Below are 20395 nucleotides of genomic sequence, written 5' to 3'. Positions count from 1 at the left end.
GACGCAATCGGCGGTAGCTCAGTTAACTGAGACGGTGTACTGTGATCCGGCAATGGTCATCAGAAGCTTGGCAGGCGTCCATCTACTGTAGGTTGGTGCGAGAGCTCACAGCGCGTCAAAAGCAAGAGTACGCTGTGTTTTTAGCTGGAGCTTACCCGGTCAATGGGTGACCTGGACATTTTTAGCACCCCGTCTCCCGCCATGCGCGCAGACGGGTAATATAAAGGGTGAGTTGCGCGATATGACGGATATCAAAAAGCAGGCGGTTGAAAAGTTCCAGAGCAAAGCAGCCTTGATCGGTATTGTCGGGCTCGGCTATGTGGGTCTGCCGTTGATGCTGCGTTACAATGCTACGGGCTTCAAAGTATTGGGCATTGACATCGATGCAGTCAAAGTTGATCGGCTCAATGCGGGTCAGAGCTATATTGAACATATCCCGGCCGAAAAAATCGCGGAAGCCCGCCACAGTGGATTTGAAGCCACTACTGACTTCAGTCGCGCCACCGAGTGTGATGCGCTCATTCTTTGTGTTCCAACACCGCTGAATAAGTACCGTGAACCGGACATGAGCTTTGTCATTAACACGACGGATGCGATCAAACCGTATCTGCGTGCGGGGCAAGTCGTCTCATTGGAAAGTACGACCTATCCCGGCACCACTGAAGAAGAGCTGCTGCCTCGTGTGCAGGAAGGCGGCTTGAAGGTGGGCGAAAATATCTTCCTGGTCTATTCACCAGAGCGTGAAGACCCGGGCAATGTCAACTTCGAAACGCGCACTATCCCAAAGGTCATCGGTGGTCATACACCCGATTGCCTGGAGGTAGGTATTGCCCTCTATGATCAGGCGATCGATCAGGTAGTTCCGGTCAGTTCGACCAAGGCTGCCGAAATGACCAAGCTGCTTGAGAACATACACCGTGCGGTGAATATCGGCCTGGTCAACGAGATGAAAATCGTTGCTGATCGAATGGGAATCGATATCTTCGAAGTCGTGGACGCAGCAGCCACCAAGCCGTTTGGTTTCACAGCCTATTACCCAGGCCCTGGGCTCGGAGGGCATTGCATTCCAATCGATCCCTTCTACCTGACCTGGAAAGCCCGTGAGTATGGCGTCAATACTCGTTTTATCGAGCTGTCGGGCGAGGTAAATCAGGCGATGCCAGAGTACGTCCTAAGCAAACTCATGGATGGGCTCAACAACACTGGCAAGGCGTTGAAAGGTAGCCGAGTTCTTGTGCTGGGTATCGCATATAAGAAGAACGTCGATGATATGCGCGAATCGCCTTCGGTGGAGATAATGGAGTTGATCCAGGCGAAAGGCGGTGTCGTTGCTTACAGTGATCCCCATGTGCCTGTATTCCCTCGCATGCGCGAGCACCATTTCGATCTCAGCAGCGAGCCGCTGACGGCGGAGAACCTTGCTTCCTTTGATGCTGTCGTGCTTACCACGGACCACGACAGGTTTGATTACGCTTTGATCGAAGCGAAGGCCAAGTTGATCGTCGACAGTCGCGGCAAGTATCGCACGCCGGCGGCTCATATCATCAAGGCTTGACCCGAAGATAGGCCCGATACTCCGCCCGGTCAGCCACCGGGCGTATTCAATGCTTTCGAAGGAAGAATCATGAAGAATTTCGCTCTGATCGGCGCAGCTGGTTATATTGCTCCTCGCCACATGCGCGCCATCAAGGATACTGGCAACCGCCTGGTTTCCGCCTACGACATCAACGACTCGGTCGGGATCATCGATAGCATCTCGCCGCAAAGTGAGTTTTTCACCGAGTTCGAGTTTTTTCTCGATCATGCTCATGCCCTGAAGCGTGACGCGGCGACTGCGCTGGATTATGTTGCCATTTGCTCGCCAAACTACTTGCACTATCCACACATCGCGGCAGGTCTGCGCCTGGGTTGTGACGTCATCTGTGAAAAGCCACTGGTGCCCACCCCGGAAATGCTCGATCAGCTTTCACTCATCGAGCAGGAAACAGGCAAGCGTCTGTACAACATCCTGCAGTTGCGCCATCACCAGGCGATCATCGACCTGAAGAACAAGGTGGCGGCCGAGCAGCGTGACCACAAGTACGAAGTCGATCTTACTTACATTACTTCACGCGGCAAGTGGTACTTGAAGAGCTGGAAAGGTGACCCTCGCAAGTCGTTTGGGGTGGCAACCAATATCGGTGTGCATTTCTACGACATGCTGCATTTCATCTTCGGAAAGCTGCAGCGCAACGTTGTGCATTTCTCCTCGGAGCATAAGGCTGCCGGCTACCTCGAGTATGAAAAAGCACGGGTGCGCTGGTTCCTCTCCGTCGATGCCGATGATCTGCCGGCGTCTGTCAAAGGCAAGAAGCCAACCTACCGCTCCATTACCGTCGACGGTGACGAGATGGAGTTTTCCGAAGGCTTTACCGACCTTCACACCACTAGCTATCAAGAAATCCTTGCTGGGCGGGGTTACGGCATTGAAGACGCACGCCACTGCGTGGAGACCGTCAACGTTATCCGCAGTGCCCCTGTGGTTCAGGCCAAAGACAACGAGGCGCATCCGTTTGTGATCAGCCTTGCTCGTTGACATAACGTAATACCGGCGGTCGTGAGATCGCCCATATCCTCGCAGCGCATTGTTTTCAGGGTCCTGGGTAGCGTGTCTAACAATAACGAAACATCGCTGAAAGCATCGAGTCTGCTGTCACCGAGCAAAAATACCCGCATGGATGTCCAAGGTCTGCGAGCGGTAGCGGTTCTTGCTGTACTGGCTTACCACATGGACAATTCATGGCTCCCATCGGGGTATGCGGGTGTCGATGTCTTTTTCGTCATCTCAGGGTTCATCATCACGGCGTTGCTGACGGAGCCGGGCAGCAAGATCCATTTGCCGTCGTTTTATATAAACCGCATCAAGCGAATTGTTCCTGCGTACGCCATCATGCTGGCTGTTGTCAGTCTAGTGTCGGCCATTCTATTTTTAAGCGCCGATTTCGAGTTCTTCCGTCAGAGCTTGAGGTCTGCAGCGCTCTTTACCAGTAACCATTATTTTTCGAGTTTCGGCAGTTATTTTGCTCCTCGCGCAGAGGAATTGCCCTTACTGCATACCTGGTCGCTTGCGATCGAGATGCAGTTCTATCTCTTCTTCCCTATGATGCTGCTGTGCTTGCCGCCCGCTTGGCGGCTACAGACTCTGTCATTACTCACCGCAGGTCTATTCTTGTGGGGTGGCATCAAAGTCTCGGGCGGTGAGCAAGCTAGCGCGTATTTTTCGTTGCTCGCCCGTATGCCTGAATTCCTGCTCGGTGGGGTAGTCGCGGTTGGTCTGCGGCATCGAGAAATGCCTGTTCAGCTTGCTGTCGTGCTTGGCTTGCTTGGTGCTGCCTTGCTTACGATCAGTTTTGTCCTGATTGATAACTCGCAGTTCCCAGGTTATTGGTCGGTCCTGCCCTGCGTCGGGGCGGCGCTTGTGATCGCGGCGCGGCGCGGCCCAGTCAACAGGTTGTTGTCCATTCCGGTGCTGGTGTGGATTGGCGGCATTTCCTATTCACTGTACCTGTGGCACTGGCCGGTATTGGCGTTCATTCGCTATTACGTCGGCCAGTACGAGTTGAGTGAGGGATGGCTTCTCGTCGCATTGGTCGCATCGTTCGTCCTGGCGTGGCTTTCCTGTCGATTCATCGAGCAGCCAGCCCGCAAGCTGTCGGCGGTTCGACGTTTGGCTCCCAGATTTGCGATCGCAATGGTCGGGATTGTCTTGATTGTCATGCTGAGTATCAGGTTGAACCCGCAGATTGTCTCGCCAGTGCCTCTGGAGCAAGCTCGTTATGCGGCGCCAGAGCTGATCTGCCACGGGCAACAGGTAGGGGAGTGCAAACGGGGCCTACTCAGCGCCATGCCATCAATTCTGGTGATCGGCGACAGTCATGCTGCTCAGCTCAATTACTTTCTGGATGAGGCGGGTACCGAACACGGTGTAGCGTATCGCGTGCTTACCGCTAGCAGTTGCGTGCCCATTTCTGGTTTCGACGTTGAGCGTTTACCTGAATATGCCCAGCAGCCTTGCCGGTCACAAATCATCGCGGTGAAACAGGCGTTGCTGACAATGGATAAAGTGGTCATTGCAGGTATGTGGCAATATCAGATGCCGAGCCCAGCATTCGTCAAAGCGCTACAGGCATTCTTGAATGATGCGTCAGCGGCCCATAAGCAGGTTGTGGTCCTGGGGCAGATTCCGATGTTCCGCACGGATGTGCAACGGGTTCGACGCTTCAGGGAGCTCGGGTTGCCCGCTTCCCTGGTGTTTAATAATGAGTGGAGGACAGCTAACCAGCAGGTCGCGGCGCTCACCATGGGCATCCCGGGCGTGCATTATGTGGACTTCTCCAATTCAAGCTTCTTCGCTGACGCACCCTACGAAAAAGGTGATCTTATCTACCAGGATACCCATCATCTCAATGAGATTGGGGCGCGTCGCTACGGGCATTTTGCCGGTGGGCAGCTACAACGGTTGTTCGACCCAACTCAATCCAGCGTGAGTCTCAAACAATGAATCATTATCAGCACCCCAGTGCCATCGTCGATGAAGGCGCGCAAATTGGCAAAGACTCGCGCGTCTGGCATTTCGTACATGTGTGTAGCGGCGCGCGGATCGGCGCAGGGGTTTCCCTCGGACAAAACGTCTTTGTTGGTAACAAGGTCGTGATCGGTGACCGCTGCAAGATTCAGAACAACGTGTCGGTGTACGACAACGTCACTCTGGAGGAAGGGGTGTTCTGTGGGCCGAGCATGGTGTTTACCAACGTCTACAACCCACGTTCACTGATCGAGCGCAAGGACCAGTATCGAGACACGCTGGTGAAGAAGGGCGCGACACTGGGGGCGAACTGCACGATTGTTTGCGGGGTTACAATTGGCGAATTTGCTTTTGTAGGTGCGGGCGCGGTAATCAACAAGGATGTACCGGCCTATGCGCTGATGGTCGGGGTGCCGGCGAAGCAGATCGGCTGGATGAGTGAGTTTGGTGAGCAACTGGATGTAGGTGCAAATGGCCAGGCCACTTGCTCACACACAGGGGCAACGTATGTAGTGCGCGGCAATTTCCTTGAAAAACTGGATGTTTGACCATGATCGAATTCATTGACCTGAAGCAGCAACAAGCACGCATCAAGAGTTCTATCGATGCCGCTATTCAGCGCGTATTAAGTCATGGCCAATACATTTTGGGCCCCGAAGTGGCTGAGTTGGAAGAGCGTCTGGCGGCTTATGTAGGCGTGGATCATTGCATCACCTGTGCCAACGGTACCGATGCCCTGCAAATTGTTCAAATGGCACTCGGTATAGGGCCCGGTGACGAAGTGATCACACCAGGGTTTACCTACATTGCGACGGCTGAAACCGTCGCGCTGCTTGGCGCCAAGCCCGTGTATGTCGATGTTGATGAGCGTACTGGCAACCTGGATGTCAAGAGGTTGGAGGCCGCCATCACGCCGCATACGAAGGCGATAGTGCCTGTGTCTCTGTATGGGCAATGCGCTGATTTTGATGCGATCAATCAGGTTGCAGCTAAATATGATATCCCGGTTATTGAGGATGCTGCTCAGAGCTTCGGCGCGACTTACAAAGGGCGACGTTCCTGTGGGTTGACCACAGTGGCATGCACCAGTTTCTTCCCAAGTAAACCGCTCGGCGGTTATGGCGACGGTGGTGCGATCTTTACTGATGACCCTGAGCTTGCTCTGATTATTCGTCAGATTGCTCGCCATGGCCAGGAAAAGCGCTATCACCATGTAAGGGTAGGCGTGAACAGCCGGCTCGATACTCTACAGGCCGCAGTGTTGCTGGCGAAGCTCGATATTTTCGATAGTGAAATAGTGCTTCGTCAGAAGGTGGCAAAACGCTACAGCGAACTGTTGAGTGGGCAGGATTCAATCAAGCTTCCTCACATCGCAGAAGGTAATACCTCGGTCTTTGCGCAATTTACCGTTCAGGTAGAGGGGCGTGAAAAGGTCCAGGCTGAGCTGAAAGCGTGCGGTGTGCCAAGTGTGGTTCACTATCCCATCCCGCTTAACAAACAAGCTGCAGTCGCTTCTGACGCTTACCTTCCGGTAGGGGACACGCTGGCGACCAAGGTTTTGAGTTTGCCGATGCATCCCTACATGAGTGAGACCGATATTCAAACCGTAGTGGGCGCTCTGATTGCCGCGTGCGGTACGATTATATGAAAGCTTTGAAATATGTCTCGTCGTACTGGCGAGACATTTTCTTGCAAGCTTCAGGCAATACGATTGCACAAATCGTCGGGGTGTTAGGCATTCCGCTGTTGTCGAGGCTGTATGCGCCTCAAGAGTTTGCAGTGCAGAACATTTTCCTGCAGCTTGTGATGTTCTTTGCGGGAATTATGACCTGGCGATATGAGTATTTTTTCCAGATGCTTAAAGACGACCAGCAAGCACGCTGGCTGTTCTCCGGGGTATTGAGGCTTGGTATTGTTATAGGCGTCTTGCTGACAGTGGCACTGTACGTCTTCTCGGCGCAAATTGCTCAACTGTTGTCGCTGGAGCAAGGCGTTAACTTGCTGGTTGTTGCACCGATTAGCGCATTGCTAGTGTCGCTGGCGCTGGCGTTTCAACATAATGCCCAGCGCTTAGGTGCTTACAAGATCTCCGCGCTGTCGGAAGTATTTGGCAAGTCGGCATATGTTGCATCTGGTGCGCTCTTGGCTGCGGTAACCACGAGCGGCCTGCTTTTTACTACACTGTTTAGTGCGTTGGGCAAAATTGGAGCTCTTCTGCCTTACTCTAAAAGTATTATCTCTGGGTCGTGCGCGCATGCACCTGATGCTGTGAGCCCTTTAAAAAAACATGCCAGTGGTGCCAACGCTCTGGTGATGTCTCATGTTCTGGTTACCGTGAGCAGCGCAGCACCTGTTTTCTACATATCAGCCGTGTACGGCACAGAGATACTTGGACAATTTTCGATGGTCATGGCGACTATCTTCCTTCCCTCCGGATTGGTTGGCGCAGCCATTGGTCAGGTATTCTACCAGCGTGCGGCCTTACACGCGGAAGAACCCCTTGTTCTTAAGGGGCTTTGGAATATGACCATTCGAAAATTGGCGCTATTCGGTATACCCATATATTTGTGTGCTGGTATTTTGTCCCCTTGGATTTATCCATTTGTCTTGGGGGGGCAATGGCATGATGCGGGGTTGTACGCGCAAGTGTTGATGGTTGCCGCGCTCAGTGCCTTCGTCAGTACCCCCTTGGATCGCGTTTCACTGGTGCTTCGCTACAATTGGTATTTGCCCTCATTGCATGTGTTCAGACTAATGGCTACCGGGGTGCTACTCTCGCTCGCCACTCATTTAGCCCTCGATTTCGAAGACTTCTTGCTGTTTTATGTCGTGCAGGTTTCGGCGGTATATCTTCTGGATCTTTTATTTGCTCATTTCTTGATCAGGCACGCCGCCCGTAAAGGAGCGACGACAATGGAGGAAGTTTGATTGAATATTGGAAGCAGTCAAGGCCTTTGGTATGGGGCTGGCGTGATTGGCAAGTAAATGGTATCGCCTGAAATGACGATGCGCCGGCTAACGGAAAGAGAGATCAGGATGGACAGTGAAATTGCGGGTCGTTTCAGGGAGCAAGATGCCTCAATGTTGCCAAGCTCTCTGGCAGTGGTAAACGTGGCGCGCATAAAACTTCTGGCGGCTGTTATGTTTTATGTTTTTGCTCTTGTTTATGGTCACGATAAATACCTCTCTCTGGAACAGGCCTTTTGGGGGTTCAATGCGCCTCATTTTAATTTGAGCAGTATGCTGCTGATTATCATGTTGGCGGTAGTTCCTGTTTTCGTCATGCCATTATACTTTACCAGGCCGTCCACACTGTTTATCTATGCCTTGGTGTTCTGCGTATACCTGCCAGGGATCGTCACTGGCATGCTTAATCACGAGGACTCCATAGACCGGTATTTTGGGGTGTTCTTTTGTTTTTGCATAGGTCTCGTTGCTTGTTGCTTGGCTGTACGCTGCATTCCGCTGCGCAGTAACGCTTCCAGATCGTTCTCGAGGCCCTTGTTGCTTACCTGCGTCTCGGGATCACTAACGTGCTTCCTCGTATTGTTCTTGACGTACAGAGATATTCTTTCATTTTCGGGAGTGAATGATATTTATGCGCAACGGGAGAAGGGGGCGGCGACTTCCTTGTTCATAGGATACTGCCAGGTTTATCTGGCATATTTTTTCTCACCGGTGCTGTTTGCTGCCGGTTTGATGTCGAGGCGTGTCCTGCTTGCGCTGCTCGGTTTTGCTGGCTTCATCTTTGTGTTCATGATAACCGCTGAGCGAACAGTGCTGCTGTTGCCGTTCGCAATGTTATTGATGGCGCTCATTTTCAAGACGCGTAGTGCGAATCCCAATGCCCCGGTGTACTTGTTTGCGGGCGGTGGCGTGGTAGTTTTCCTTATTGCAGCGCTCCATGATCAAATTGGGGTTTTTCGGGAGTTGGGGTTCTATTTCTATACGCGGCTGATCGCTTGCCCAGGGTTGTTTGTTACCCAATATTATGACCTGTTCTCCACGCAAGGCTTTACATACTGGGCTCACGTGTCGGGTATCGGTCGGCTTGCTGAAGTTCCAGCAGCGTACGCAATGGATGAAAAATGGCCTGCTCTGGGTAAAATTCTGGCTGAGCGGGTGCTGGGTGTGGAGAGTCAGTCCAATGCCAGTTTTATCGCTACCGACGGCGTCGCCGCCGCCGGTGGTCCAGGCGTGCTGGTCATCTTCATGCTTTACACTGCCTGGTTGATTGCACTGGATTGGGTCTCCCAAGGGTGGAACAAGGTGCTGCTGCTGACGGCGCTTTTTCCGCTCGCATTTATTAGTACTAATGGTCCTTTTTCTACCATGCTGGCTTCCTTTGGCGGGGGGCTGTGGATTGCCATGCTATGGTTTGATAAATTCAGAATAAAGCTATGGGGGCATCGGCTGTGATTGGATATGTGATCTCGCGAATACTTAAAAAATCACGAGGCGTTGCGTTGATCGATTCGCAAATTCCTCGTAGTTCGAAAGTAGAGTCGGGCAGTACGGTGATTTCTACACATTTTGGTGAGCATAGCTTCTGCGGCTATGATTGCACGTTCATAAGAACGACTGTTGGGTCATTTTGTTCAGTTGCAAACAATGTTGTGGTGGGCGGCGCGCGGCATCCTATTGAGTACGTTTCGACCAGTCCTGTGTTTCTGGCACATAAAGAGAGTATCAAGAAAAAGTTTTCCCGGCATGAGTACAGTTGGGAGCCGACCACGACCATTGGGCACGATGTCTGGATTGGCGAGGGCGTTTTGATCAAGGGCGGGGTTACGATCGGAACTGGGGCTGTGATCGGCATGGGCAGCGTAGTCACCAAGGATGTCCCTCCTTATGCAATCTATGGTGGAAATCCTGCACGCCTGATACGTTTCAGATTTACCGAGTCGATAATCGAGGGGCTTATGAAAAGCCGTTGGTGGGAGCTATCGGATCAGCAGTTGAGTGCAGCAGCTGTCCACTTCACCGACCCGGAAGCTTTCTTGAAAAGTCAGAACTTGCTATGAAAATTATTCACTTATGTGTCTCGTGTTTTTATATTGATGGTTATCGGTACCAAGAAAACGAACTGGTCCGAGAGCACGTAGATACCGGCCACGACGTATTGGTGGTAGCGTCCACGGAAACCTATCTGGACAATTTGACCCTTGGCTACACCGCGCCAGGTGATTATATGGGAACGGATGGTGCTCGGGTCATACGTTTGCCCTACACTGGGCTCGCCCCGTTCTTCATTAAAAAGAAGCTCAGAGTTCACAATGGCCTGGGGCATATTCTTGAGACGTTTGCTCCAGACGTGATCATGTTTCATGGGCTGTGTGGTTGGGAGTTGCGCACCGCTGCACGGTATAAACGCAAGCATCCGGATGTGAAGCTGTATGTCGATAGCCACGAAGACGCAAATAACAGTGCGGTGAGCAAGTTGTCAAAATTGCTGCACAATTTTTATTATCGTCCCATCATCAGGGCGGCGCTGCCCGCCATAGATAAAGTGCTTTGCATTTCTCAGGAAACGCTAGATTTTTGTCGCAGGCAATATGGGATCGACGATTCGGCTATGGAATTTTTCCCGTTGGGAGGAAAGATCGCCGATAATTCGAGCTATGCAAATATTCGTTCTGAAACGCGCGCGGAATTGGGTATTGAGGCGGGCCAGACAGTGTTTATACAGTCTGGCAAGTTCGATGCCAAAAAGAAGCTGATTCAAAGCCTTCGGGCATTCTCGCAATTGCGATCTGAAAATTTCCGATTTTTGATTGTCGGTCAATTGCATGACGCCATTGCCGAGCAGGCGCGTGCGCTCATCGCTACGGACCCGCGAGTCATGTTTTTGGGCTGGAAGCCTGCTGACGAGTTGTACGGCTTGTTGTGCGCTGCTGACGTATACGTCCAGCCGGGCAGCCAGTCAGCGACGATGCAGATGAGCCTCTGCGCTCGTCGACCTGTTATTGTTGCCGACGTGCCCAGCCATGTTCCGTTTGTGCAGGGGAATGGATGGACCGTTCGTGACGAAAGCGACCTGCTCCGCGCCTTTGCACAGATTGAGGCAGACCCTGGAATACTGGATACTTACTCGAGGCGGTCTTACGAAATTGCCTCGAATCTTTTGGACTATCGCCGTATGGCAAAGCGCCTGCTGACCTAATTGCTGGAAGCTAATATGAAGAATTACAAAATCTGTACGCGTTGCATCATGGACACCAGCGACCCGAACATTCGCTTTGATCAGCATGGCGTTTGCGAGTACTGTGCCAACTTCGACAGTGAAATCAAGCCCAATTGGGACACTGGCGCCCGTGGCGAATCTGAATTGATGGCGCTGGCAGAAAAAATCAAGCAGCATGGTAAAGGTAAGGACTTCGACTGCATTATTGGTTTGAGCGGCGGCCTGGATAGTTCGTATGCCGCCTATGTAGCCAAGAATGTCATGGGCCTGAGGCCGTTATTGTTCCACGTCGACGCGGGCTGGAACACTGATCAGGCGGTTGGCAATATCGAGCGCTTGGTCGACGGGCTCGGCCTGGATCTCTACACCGATGTCATTAATTGGGAAGAAATGAAGGACCTTCAAGTGGCCTTCCTGCGTTCGCAGATTTCCGATCAGGACTTGCCGCAGGATGCTGCGTTCTTCTCCTCGCTTTACAAATTTGCACACAAGCACAAGATCAAATATGTCCTGACCGGTGCCAATTACTCGACGGAATGCTGTCGTGAGCCCGAAGAATGGGGAGGCTACCCAGGGATTGATAAAACGCTGTTCAATGACATTCATGGCCAATTCGGCAAGCGGTCACTGAAGAGCTTCCCGCTTGTTGATATTCTCACCTACAAGGTTTATTACCAGCGCATACTCGGTATGCAAATCGTCAAGCCGCTGAATCTCGTACCCTACGTCAAGGCGGATGCAGAAGCCACGCTGGAACGCCTTTTCGGCTGGAAGCGGTTCAAGCATAAACACCACGAGTCGCGCTTCACGCGCTTCTACGAAGACTACTGGATGCCGCGCAAGTTCGGCTACGAAAAGCGCCGCGCGCATTTTTCCAGCCTGATCATGACCGGCCAGTTGACGCGTGAGGCAGCGCTGGGGCGCATCGCCCAGCCTGAAATGGACGAAAATTTCCTGAAATCCGAGTTTGAATACGTTGCGCACAAGCTGGACTTGACTGTGCCTGAGCTTCAAGGCATTTTCGAAGGTCAGAACAAGACCTTCCGTGACTACAAAAACAAGCGTTTCGTGATCGGCATTGGTGCAAGAGTGCTCAGTGCAATCGGATTGGAAAGAAGGCTGTTCAGATGATCACCATCATTGATTACGGCTTGGGTAACATCCAGGCCTTCGTTAACGTCTATCGACGCTTGCACATTCCAGTGGCGATTGCGCAAACCGCAGCGCAACTGGACGGTGCAACCAAGTTGATCCTTCCCGGTGTCGGCGCCTTCGATCATGCGATCGAGCGGCTGGATGCGTCGGGTATGCGTCCCGCCCTCGAAGAGCTGGTGCAGCAGCACAGGGTGCCTGTGCTTGGTATTTGTGTGGGCATGCAAATTCTCGCCAACAGCAGCGAAGAAGGACGCCTGGCAGGCCTGGGCTGGGTGCCAGGGTGCGTTCGCTCCTTCAAGTCAGTCCCCAACCTTGCAGACCTGCCGTTGCCTCACATGGGCTGGAATGACGTGGCTGCCCTCAACGACAACCCCTTGTTCAAAGGCTTCGAAGAAGAGGCGCGGTTCTACTTCCTGCACTCGTTCTTTTTCGACTGTCAGCAGGAACAACACCGTGCGGCGATGTCTTCATACGGCCTTGAATTCAGTTGCGCCGTTCAGGCGGCGAACGTCTATGGCGTTCAGTTCCACCCTGAGAAGAGCCACCATTTTGGTGTCGGCCTGCTGAAAAACTTCGCGGAACTGTGAGCGGATACTGACAATGCTAAGACCCCGGATCATTCCATGCCTGCTCATTCAAGATGGTGGGCTGGTCAAGACGGTCAAATTCAAGGATCCGAAATACGTCGGAGATCCTATCAACGCGGTGAAGATCTTCAACGAAAAGGAAGCCGATGAGCTGATCGTGATCGATATCGACGCTACGGCACATGGCGTCGAGCCCAACTACACGCAGATTGCCAAGCTCGCCGCCGAATGCCGTATGCCGCTGTGCTACGGTGGTGGAATTCGCACTGCGGCGCAAGCCAAGAAAATCATCCAGCTGGGGGTAGAGAAGGTCGCCATCAGCTCGGCTGCCCTGGAAACACCTCAGCTCGTTACGCAGATCGCTGAAGAAATTGGCAGTCAGAGCGTAGTCGTGGTGCTGGACCACAAGTCACGCTTGCTGAGCAAGCATCAGGATGTGTGGACACACAATGGCACTCGTAATACCAAACGCAGTGTGCTTGAAGTGGCCCAGGAGCTGGAAAAGCTTGGTGCAGGAGAGATTGTCCTCAATTCCATCGAAAATGATGGAAAGATGAAGGGCTACGACCTGGATCTGGCGACCAAGCTACGCGCGGCAGTGCACATCCCGATCACTATCCTTGGTGGTGGGGGGTCGCTCGATGACATGGCCAGTGTGGTCAAAGCGTGCGGCGTGGTTGGCGTAGCGGCGGGTAGCTTCTTCGTGTTCAAGGGTGCCTATCGAGCGGTGCTGATCAGCTATCCGAGTGCCCAGCAGAAAGACGATATTATTTATTCAGCTCTCCGCGCTCGATAATCACTCGAGCACGACGCAAGGGTCAGATCATATGTTCAAGGGTAAAAAACTTCTTATCACCGGCGGCACCGGATCTTTCGGCAACGCGGTCCTCAAACGGTTTCTCGATAGCGACATCGCTGAAGTTCGTATTTTCAGTCGAGATGAGAAGAAACAGGACGACATGCGCAAGCTCTACGACAGCGCCAAGCTCAAGTTCTATATTGGCGATGTTCGGGACTATCAGAGCGTATTGAACGCCACCCGCGGTGTCGACTTCATCTACCATGCTGCAGCGTTGAAGCAGGTGCCGTCTTGCGAGTTCCACCCGATGGAAGCCGTCAAGACCAATGTCATCGGTACCGAGAATGTCCTTGAAGCGGCCATTCAAAACGAAGTGCGACGCGTGGTGTGCCTGAGCACCGACAAAGCGGTTTACCCGATCAATGCAATGGGAATTTCCAAGGCCATGATGGAAAAGGTCATGGTCGCCAAATCTCGCAACCTGGATGAGGCCAGGACGGTGATATGCGGGACGCGCTACGGCAACGTGATGGCATCACGTGGGTCGGTGATTCCGTTATTCATCGATCAGATTCGCGCGGGCAAGCCTTTGTCCATCACCGACCCGAACATGACCCGCTTCATGATGACCCTGTCTGACGCGGTAGACCTCGTGCTGTATGCCTTCGAGCATGGCAACAACGGTGATCTGTTCGTGCAGAAGGCTCCGGCAGCCACGGTGCAAACCCTGGCATCGGCATTGACCGAGCTGCTTGGCAAACCAGAGCACCCTATTCAGGTCATTGGTACCCGCCATGGTGAAAAGCTCTATGAGGCGCTGCTTAGCCGGGAAGAAATGGCATGTGCCGAGGACATGGGGGCTTACTATCGTGTGCCGCCAGACCTGCGTGACCTGAACTACAGCAAGTTTGTCGAGCAGGGCGAAGAGAAGATCTCTCATACGGAAGATTACAACTCGCATAACACTCATCGCCTCGATGTGGCGCAGATGCAGGCTTTGCTATTGAAGCTCGATTTCATCAAGGCCATCCAGCGTGGCGAGCATGCGATGCCGGAGGAGTGATCCATGAAGGTTCTGGTCACTGGGAGCAATGGTTTCATCGCCCGCAACTTGCTGGTTCACTTGCGCGAGCGCAAGGACGTTGAAGTCATCCTTTACACGCGTGGTGATGATCAGCAATCGCTGAAAGCCAAGGTTGCGCAAGTCGAGTTCGTCTTTCACCTTGCCGGCGTCAATCGTCCTCAGGATCCTGCGGAGTTCGGCAGTGGCAACAGTGAGCTGACCCAACAGCTGTGCGAGGCGGTGAAGGCCACAGGGCGAAACATTCCGATACTCTATACCTCGTCTATCCAGGCAGTGCTAGACAACCCTTACGGACTCAGTAAGCTGGCAGCCGAACAGGCGTTGACTGCACTAGCCCAAGCGCATGGCAATGACGTCTATATCTTCCGTTTGCCTAACGTTTTTGGAAAGTGGGCACGCCCCAATTACAACTCGGCGGTCGCGACCTTCTGCCACAATATTGCTCATGACCTGCCTATCCAGATCCATGACGCCTCTGCAGCTGTGAGCTTGGTTTACGTCGATGATGTGGTCAGCAAGTTCTTGGCCGTCATGGATGGCGAGAGCGTGGGCAGTGGCAAGGTCGATGTCGAACCGGTCTACAGCACCACGGTGGGCGCGTTGGCAGAGCTGCTGCGCAGTTTCCGTGAGAGCCGCTCGACGCTGATCACCGGAAATGTAGGTGTGGGCCTTGCGCGCGCGCTGTATTCCACCTACCTCAGTTACCTTCCGCCTGCAGCGTTCACCTATGAAGTACCCAAGTACGGCGACCCACGCGGTGTTTTCGTCGAAATGCTGAAAACGCCTCAAGCGGGTCAATTTTCCTACTTTACGGCTCATCCAGGCATAACGCGCGGCGGTCATTATCATCATTCCAAGACCGAAAAATTCCTCGTGATCAAGGGCAAGGCGAACTTCCGTTTTCGCCATGTTGTCACCGAAGAGTTCTACGAGCTTCAAACCAGTGGCGAGTCACCGACGATCGTCGAGACAGTCCCAGGTTGGACCCATGACATTACCAATATCGGTGATGACGAAATGATCGTCATGCTATGGGCCAATGAAATTTTCGATCGTGAACACCCAGATACTTATGCGTTGCCGGTTTGCCCGTGACTCGGTTGGCGTATGAAATGAGGACAGTATGAAAAAGCTGAAAATTGTCACTGTTGTTGGAACCCGTCCCGAGATCATTCGCCTGTCGCGGGTAATGAGTGCGCTTGATCAGCATTGTGAACAGGTACTGGTGCATACCGGCCAGAATTATGACTACGAGCTGAATGAAATCTTCTTTCAGGATCTGGGTATCCGCAAACCTGACCATTTCCTCAATGCTGCCGGAGCCTCTGGTGCAGAGACAATTGGCAATGTGATCATTGCGGTGGATCGCGTGCTGGCCGAGGTGCAGCCTGAAGCGTTGCTGGTTCTCGGGGATACCAACAGCTGCATGGCGGTGATTCCGGCCAAGCGTCGCAAAATCCCGACCTTTCACATGGAAGCAGGCAACCGTTGCTTCGACATGCGTGTCCCTGAAGAGATCAACCGACGCATCGTCGACCACACGGCTGACATCAACCTCACCTACAGCACTATCGCGCGTGACTACCTGCTCCGCGAGGGCCTGCCGCCAGACATGGTGATCAAGACCGGTAGTCCGATGTTCGAGGTACTCAACCACTACCGTCCCTCGATCGACGCTTCCGATGTACTGCAGCGCCTTGGATTGGAAGAGGGGCAGTTTTTTGTCGTCAGCGCGCACCGCGAAGAGAACATTGAGACGGACAAAAACTTCCTCAAGCTGGTGGATGTGCTCAACACCGTGGCCGCTGAGTTCGACCTGCCGGTGATTGTCTCTACCCACCCTCGCACGCAGAAACGAGTCGATGCGCTAGGTGTCAAGTTTCACGCCAACGTACGCCTGCTCAAACCGCTGGGCTTCACTGACTACAACAAGCTGCAACTGGCATCCAGAGCGGTCTTGTCAGACAGTGGCACAATCAACGAAGAATCGTCGATCCTCAATTTCCCCGCACTGAACTTGCGCGAGGCACATGAACGCCCGGAAGGTATGGAAGAGGCTGCGGTGATGATGACAGGACTTGAGGTCACGCGCGTGCTGCAGGGGCTGGCGGTGCTGGACAGCCAATCACGTGGCGAGAGCCGAGGCCTACGCCTGGTGGAAGACTACAGCATGCCAAATGTATCGGAGAAGGTGGTGCGAATTATCCACAGCTACCGTGACTATGTAATGCGTACCGTCTGGAGAAGGTACTGATCCCCCATGGCTACACGTATCCTTCTGTTGACCCAGTGGTTTGATCCAGAGCCGACCTTCAAGGGGCTGGTTTTCGCTCGTGAGCTGGTGGCCCAGGGGTTCGAGGTCGAAGTCGTCACCGGCTTCCCCAATTACCCAGGCGGTAAATTGTACTCGGGGTACAAGGTCAAACTCATACAGCGTGAAGTGATCGATGGCGTCAAGGTGACGCGCGTGCCGCTTTATCCCAGCCATGGGCAAAGCGGTATCGGGCGTGTACTCAACTACGCAAGTTTTGCGGCGACCAGCCTGCTCTATGGGGTGTTCGGTGCGCGCAAACCGGATGTCATCTATGCCTACCACCCGCCGTTGACGGTCGGTATGTCGGCAGCACTCATACGGCTGTTCCGTAGAGTACCGGTGGTCTATGACATACAGGACATGTGGCCGGATACCTTGAAGGCTACGGGTATGTTCTCCAACGAGAAGGCACTGCGGCTGGTCAGTCGGGTATGCGACTGGGTGTACCGGCGTGTTGACCAGATCGTGGTGCTTTCGCCTGGGTTCAAGCGGCTGCTCATCGAACGTGGTGTCTCGGCTGCAAAGATCGATGTGATCTACAACTGGTGCGCTGAAGACATGGTGCGTACTGCTGATGCAGCCAAGCCTGGCAACTTCCCGGAAAGCGACACCTTTCGGGTGTTGTTCGCCGGCAACATGGGCAAGGCGCAAGCTCTTGATGCACTGATGGACGCCGCTGCGATTCTCAAGCAAAGAGCGGCCAATGTATCGCTGGTCTTTCTCGGCGGTGGCGTTGAAGTTACGCGTCTGCAGAATGTTGCGCAGCAAAGGCTGCTCGACAACGTGACTTTTTTGCCAGGCGTACCCATGGCAGAGGTTGGGGCGTATCTGGCCAGTGCTGATGCGTTGATGGTACACCTGAAGAAGGACCCGCTCTTCACCATTACCATACCGTCGAAGACTCAAGCTTACATGGCTGCCGGCAAGCCGTTGATCATGGCAGTGGAAGGGGACGCGGCGCAGCTGGTGCGCGATGCCGACTGTGGAGTGATTGCCGAGCCGCAAAACCCTCAGGCGCTGGCGGATGCCTGCATCGAACTTAGTCTGCTGACTGAGCAGACCAGGGCTCAAATGGGCCAGAGAGGCGCGGAGTTTTATCGTCAGAAGCTCTCCTTGAAAGTGGGCGTACAACGCTTTGGCGAACATTTCAGGCGCTTGGGCAAATAATGGTGCAAACCTTGGTCGGGCCGATGAATTTGGTTAGGTATTGAGATGTTGAAACGATTGTTCGATGTGGTCGCCGCCACGGCTGGCCTGATAGTGCTGTCGCCAGTAATCGTCATCGTGGCGATGATGATCCGCCGTAAGCTTGGCTCACCGGTATTGTTCCGTCAGGTACGGCCGGGTATGCATGGCAAGCCTTTCGAGATGGTCAAGTTCCGGACGATGCGCGATGCGCTCGATAGCAGAGGCAATCCGCTACCTGACGCCGAGCGCATGACCCGCTTCGGTAGCTTCTTGCGTTCCAGCAGCCTCGATGAGTTGCCCGAGTTGTGGAATGTCGTGAAAGGCGATATGAGCCTGGTCGGCCCCCGCCCGTTGCTGATGGAGTACCTGCCGTTGTACGACACCGAGCAACTGCGACGTCACGATGTACGTCCGGGCGTTACCGGCTGGGCGCAAATCAACGGTCGTAACGCATTAAGCTGGGAAGAGAAGTTCAAGCTGGACGTCTGGTACGTAGATAATCGCTCGTTCTGGCTGGACCTCAGAATCATCTTTCTTACGGTAAAAAAAGTCGTCGTACGCGACGGTATCAGTGCGCAGGGCGAAGTCACCATGTCCAAATTCACCGGTTCGCGAAAATGAACCGGTTGGCGATTCTGGGTGCCAGCGGCCATGGAAAGGTAGTGGCCGATGCTGCAGCGCTGTGTGGCTGGGAACAAATCGACTTCTTCGACGATGTCTGGCCTAAGCGCACGGTGTGTGGCGCGTGGTCTATTGTAGGAGGCAGTGCACAGTTGCTTGATGCAGTTGATACTTACGAGGGCGTGGTCGTGGCGATTGGCAACAATGCCATCCGCTGCGCGAAACAGCAGTTGCTCGTGCAGGCTGGCGCCAAGATGGCAACGATCATTCATCCTGCTGCCGTAGTCAGCAAGCACGCGCATCTGGGCGCTGGTAGCGTGGTGTTTGCCACTGCTGTAATCAACCCGTTCTGCGAAATCGGTGACGGTGCCATCCTCAATACCGGTTGCAGTGTCGATCACGATTGCAGCCTAGGGGCGTTTGTTCATGTCAGCCCTGGCGCGCGCCTGGCAGGCCAGGTGCAGGTTGGCGACGAAAGTTGGGTCGGCATTGGTGCCAGTGTGCGTCAACTGACCCGCATCGGCGAGCGTGTCACCGTTGGCGCTGGTGCGGCGGTGGTGTCGGCTGTTGCAGATGACCTGACGGTTGTCGGGGTTCCAGCACGAGCAGTCGGCAAATGACAGCGATCAGCGTTAACGAACCAAGCATTTATGGCTGGCGCAGTAAGTCGTCAGTCTTGTCGAAAATTTTGGATAGCGAGTAGATCACTGTGTTGAATACTTCTTTTGCCCCTTGGCCATCATTCACCGATGAAGAGGCCAATGCAGTCCGCGATGTTGTGCTGTCCAACAAGGTCAATTACTGGACAGGCCAGGAATGCCGCCAGTTCGAGCAGGAGTTCGCTGCCTGGGCCGGTACCGCCCATGCGGTGGCGCTTGCCAACGGCACTGTTGCACTGGATTTGGCGTTGAACGCGTTGGGCATTGGCAAAGGTGACGAGGTGGTCGTTACGCCGCGTACTTTCCTCGCCTCGGTGTCCAGCATCGTCAACGCTGGGGCGGTACCGGTTTTTGCAGAAGTCGACAGGGACACGCAAAATATCACTGCTGAAACCATCCGCGCAGTGCTGACGCCGCGTACACGGGCTGTGATCTGCGTGCACCTTGCCGGTTGGCCATGCGACATGGATCCCATCATGGAGTTGGCGGCCCAGCATGATCTGAAAGTGATCGAGGATTGTGCACAGGCGCACGGTGCAAGTTACAAGGGGCGTTCGGTTGGCTCTATCGGGCATGTCGGCGCTTGGTCGTTTTGCCAGGACAAGATCATGACTACCGGTGGTGAAGGCGGCATGGTCACCACCAACGACCGTGAGCTTTGGGCAAAAATGTGGGCGTTCAAGGATCACGGGAAGAGCTGGGAAGCGGTTTACCAGCGCGAGCATGCCCCCGGATTCCGCTGGTTGCACGAGAGCTTTGGCACCAACTGGCGCATGATGGAAATGCAAGGGGTTATTGGCCGAATTCAGCTGCGCCGCATGCCTGGCTGGAGCAAGGCACGTAAGGAAAATGCCAGCACTATCTGGGAATGTGCGAAGGGGCTCAAGGGCTTGCGGGTGCCTGTTCCAGAGCAGGACATCGGCCATGCGGCCTACAAGTGTTACGTTTTTGTCGAGCCTGGTGCCCTACGCCCGGAATGGTCGCGTGACCGCATTCTGGGGGCGATCATGGAGCGCGGTGTACCTTGCTTCTCCGGCTCTTGTTCGGAGGTCTACCTGGAAAAAGCCTTTGATGGCACCAACTGGCGCCCAGAGCCGCACCTGAGTGTTGCCAGGGAGCTGGGGGAAACCAGCCTGATGTTCCTGGTGCACCCGACTTTGAGTGCTGCGGAAATCGAAAAAACCTGCCAGGCACTGAAAGACGTGATGGCGTTGGCAGCAGCGTAACGCTCCTGCAAATG

Annotated in this window: 19 protein-coding genes; all 19 read left to right on the top strand. The window is 53.9% G+C overall.

Features of this window, described 5'->3' with window-relative positions:
- Positions 1-241 precede the first annotated feature (241 nt).
- Positions 242-1555, top strand: a complete 1314-nt coding sequence (gene wbpA / locus ACIPW4_RS15390) for a UDP-N-acetyl-D-glucosamine 6-dehydrogenase (RefSeq protein ID WP_400659132.1) — start codon at positions 242-244, stop codon at positions 1553-1555.
- A gap of 69 nt (positions 1556-1624) precedes the next feature.
- The gene (wbpB, locus tag ACIPW4_RS15385; RefSeq protein WP_400659130.1) at positions 1625-2575 is read left to right on the top strand and encodes a UDP-N-acetyl-2-amino-2-deoxy-D-glucuronate oxidase; all 951 of its coding nucleotides are present in this window, start codon (positions 1625-1627) and stop codon (positions 2573-2575) included.
- A 72-nt stretch (positions 2576-2647) separates the two neighbouring features.
- Complete coding sequence (locus ACIPW4_RS15380) at positions 2648-4540, top strand: acyltransferase family protein (RefSeq protein WP_400659128.1); 1893 nt, start codon at positions 2648-2650, stop codon at positions 4538-4540.
- Complete coding sequence (wbpD, locus tag ACIPW4_RS15375; RefSeq protein WP_400659126.1) at positions 4537-5112, top strand: UDP-2-acetamido-3-amino-2,3-dideoxy-D-glucuronate N-acetyltransferase; 576 nt, start codon at positions 4537-4539, stop codon at positions 5110-5112. Before ACIPW4_RS15380 ends, wbpD begins: the two co-directional genes overlap by 4 nt.
- 2 nt (positions 5113-5114) lie before the next feature.
- Positions 5115-6212, top strand: a complete 1098-nt coding sequence (locus ACIPW4_RS15370) for a DegT/DnrJ/EryC1/StrS family aminotransferase (RefSeq protein ID WP_400659124.1) — start codon at positions 5115-5117, stop codon at positions 6210-6212.
- Entirely contained in the window at positions 6209-7492 is a 1284-nt protein-coding gene (locus ACIPW4_RS15365) for a lipopolysaccharide biosynthesis protein (protein WP_400659122.1), read from the top strand. The genes ACIPW4_RS15370 and ACIPW4_RS15365 overlap by 4 nt, the downstream gene beginning before the upstream one ends.
- A gap of 108 nt (positions 7493-7600) precedes the next feature.
- Positions 7601-8983: a hypothetical protein gene (locus ACIPW4_RS15360; protein ID WP_400659121.1), complete on the top strand. Its 1383-nt coding sequence runs from the start codon at positions 7601-7603 to the stop codon at positions 8981-8983.
- Between the two features lie 47 nt (positions 8984-9030).
- Positions 9031-9588, top strand: coding sequence for a CatB-related O-acetyltransferase (locus ACIPW4_RS15355; protein WP_400659119.1), 558 nt, complete (start codon positions 9031-9033; stop codon positions 9586-9588).
- The gene (locus tag ACIPW4_RS15350) at positions 9585-10727 is read left to right on the top strand and encodes a glycosyltransferase family 4 protein (protein WP_400659118.1); all 1143 of its coding nucleotides are present in this window, start codon (positions 9585-9587) and stop codon (positions 10725-10727) included. The genes ACIPW4_RS15355 and ACIPW4_RS15350 overlap by 4 nt, the downstream gene beginning before the upstream one ends.
- A gap of 15 nt (positions 10728-10742) precedes the next feature.
- Entirely contained in the window at positions 10743-11879 is a 1137-nt protein-coding gene (locus ACIPW4_RS15345) for an N-acetyl sugar amidotransferase (RefSeq protein ID WP_400659116.1), read from the top strand.
- Positions 11876-12490 (top strand): imidazole glycerol phosphate synthase subunit HisH, encoded by a 615-nt coding sequence (gene hisH, locus ACIPW4_RS15340; protein ID WP_400659114.1) that lies wholly within the window; start codon positions 11876-11878, stop codon positions 12488-12490. The genes ACIPW4_RS15345 and hisH overlap by 4 nt, the downstream gene beginning before the upstream one ends.
- A gap of 13 nt (positions 12491-12503) precedes the next feature.
- On the top strand, positions 12504-13286 hold the full coding sequence (locus ACIPW4_RS15335) for an AglZ/HisF2 family acetamidino modification protein (RefSeq protein WP_400659112.1): 783 nt from the start codon (positions 12504-12506) through the stop codon (positions 13284-13286).
- A 31-nt stretch (positions 13287-13317) separates the two neighbouring features.
- Complete coding sequence (locus ACIPW4_RS15330) at positions 13318-14352, top strand: polysaccharide biosynthesis protein (protein WP_400659111.1); 1035 nt, start codon at positions 13318-13320, stop codon at positions 14350-14352.
- A 3-nt stretch (positions 14353-14355) separates the two neighbouring features.
- On the top strand, positions 14356-15468 hold the full coding sequence (locus ACIPW4_RS15325) for a capsular polysaccharide biosynthesis protein CapF (protein ID WP_400659109.1): 1113 nt from the start codon (positions 14356-14358) through the stop codon (positions 15466-15468).
- A 28-nt stretch (positions 15469-15496) separates the two neighbouring features.
- On the top strand, positions 15497-16627 hold the full coding sequence (gene wecB, locus ACIPW4_RS15320) for a non-hydrolyzing UDP-N-acetylglucosamine 2-epimerase (protein ID WP_400659108.1): 1131 nt from the start codon (positions 15497-15499) through the stop codon (positions 16625-16627).
- A 6-nt stretch (positions 16628-16633) separates the two neighbouring features.
- Positions 16634-17854: a glycosyltransferase family 4 protein gene (locus ACIPW4_RS15315; protein WP_400659106.1), complete on the top strand. Its 1221-nt coding sequence runs from the start codon at positions 16634-16636 to the stop codon at positions 17852-17854.
- 45 nt (positions 17855-17899) lie between these two features.
- On the top strand, positions 17900-18496 hold the full coding sequence (locus ACIPW4_RS15310; RefSeq protein WP_400659104.1) for a sugar transferase: 597 nt from the start codon (positions 17900-17902) through the stop codon (positions 18494-18496).
- Positions 18493-19116, top strand: a complete 624-nt coding sequence (locus ACIPW4_RS15305) for an acetyltransferase (RefSeq protein WP_400659102.1) — start codon at positions 18493-18495, stop codon at positions 19114-19116. Before ACIPW4_RS15310 ends, ACIPW4_RS15305 begins: the two co-directional genes overlap by 4 nt.
- Before the next feature lie 89 nt (positions 19117-19205).
- The gene (locus ACIPW4_RS15300) at positions 19206-20381 is read left to right on the top strand and encodes a DegT/DnrJ/EryC1/StrS family aminotransferase (protein ID WP_400659100.1); all 1176 of its coding nucleotides are present in this window, start codon (positions 19206-19208) and stop codon (positions 20379-20381) included.
- Positions 20382-20395: the final 14 nt, after the last annotated feature.

The sequence above is a fragment of the Pseudomonas sp. NPDC089996 genome (genome assembly GCF_044748405.1).
Lineage (GTDB): Bacteria > Pseudomonadota > Gammaproteobacteria > Pseudomonadales > Pseudomonadaceae > Aquipseudomonas.
Note: the sequence above shows the minus strand (reverse complement) of the source record. Positions and strands in the feature narration are given on the sequence as shown.

Excerpts from the sequence above, each read along its gene's own strand:
- wbpA (WP_400659132.1), top strand. The coding sequence starts at position 242 with ATGACGGATATCAAAAAGCAGGCGGTTGAAAAGTTCCAGAGCAAAGCA.
- wbpB (WP_400659130.1), top strand. The coding sequence starts at position 1,625 with ATGAAGAATTTCGCTCTGATCGGCGCAGCTGGTTATATTGCTCCTCGC.
- wbpD (WP_400659126.1), top strand. The coding sequence starts at position 4,537 with ATGAATCATTATCAGCACCCCAGTGCCATCGTCGATGAAGGCGCGCAA.
- ACIPW4_RS15370 (WP_400659124.1), top strand. The coding sequence starts at position 5,115 with ATGATCGAATTCATTGACCTGAAGCAGCAACAAGCACGCATCAAGAGT.
- ACIPW4_RS15365 (WP_400659122.1), top strand. The coding sequence starts at position 6,209 with ATGAAAGCTTTGAAATATGTCTCGTCGTACTGGCGAGACATTTTCTTG.
- ACIPW4_RS15360 (WP_400659121.1), top strand. The coding sequence starts at position 7,601 with ATGGACAGTGAAATTGCGGGTCGTTTCAGGGAGCAAGATGCCTCAATG.
- ACIPW4_RS15350 (WP_400659118.1), top strand. The coding sequence starts at position 9,585 with ATGAAAATTATTCACTTATGTGTCTCGTGTTTTTATATTGATGGTTAT.
- ACIPW4_RS15345 (WP_400659116.1), top strand. The coding sequence starts at position 10,743 with ATGAAGAATTACAAAATCTGTACGCGTTGCATCATGGACACCAGCGAC.
- hisH (WP_400659114.1), top strand. The coding sequence starts at position 11,876 with ATGATCACCATCATTGATTACGGCTTGGGTAACATCCAGGCCTTCGTT.
- ACIPW4_RS15335 (WP_400659112.1), top strand. The coding sequence starts at position 12,504 with ATGCTAAGACCCCGGATCATTCCATGCCTGCTCATTCAAGATGGTGGG.
- ACIPW4_RS15330 (WP_400659111.1), top strand. The coding sequence starts at position 13,318 with ATGTTCAAGGGTAAAAAACTTCTTATCACCGGCGGCACCGGATCTTTC.
- ACIPW4_RS15325 (WP_400659109.1), top strand. The coding sequence starts at position 14,356 with ATGAAGGTTCTGGTCACTGGGAGCAATGGTTTCATCGCCCGCAACTTG.
- wecB (WP_400659108.1), top strand. The coding sequence starts at position 15,497 with ATGAAAAAGCTGAAAATTGTCACTGTTGTTGGAACCCGTCCCGAGATC.
- ACIPW4_RS15315 (WP_400659106.1), top strand. The coding sequence starts at position 16,634 with ATGGCTACACGTATCCTTCTGTTGACCCAGTGGTTTGATCCAGAGCCG.
- ACIPW4_RS15310 (WP_400659104.1), top strand. The coding sequence starts at position 17,900 with ATGTTGAAACGATTGTTCGATGTGGTCGCCGCCACGGCTGGCCTGATA.
- ACIPW4_RS15305 (WP_400659102.1), top strand. The coding sequence starts at position 18,493 with ATGAACCGGTTGGCGATTCTGGGTGCCAGCGGCCATGGAAAGGTAGTG.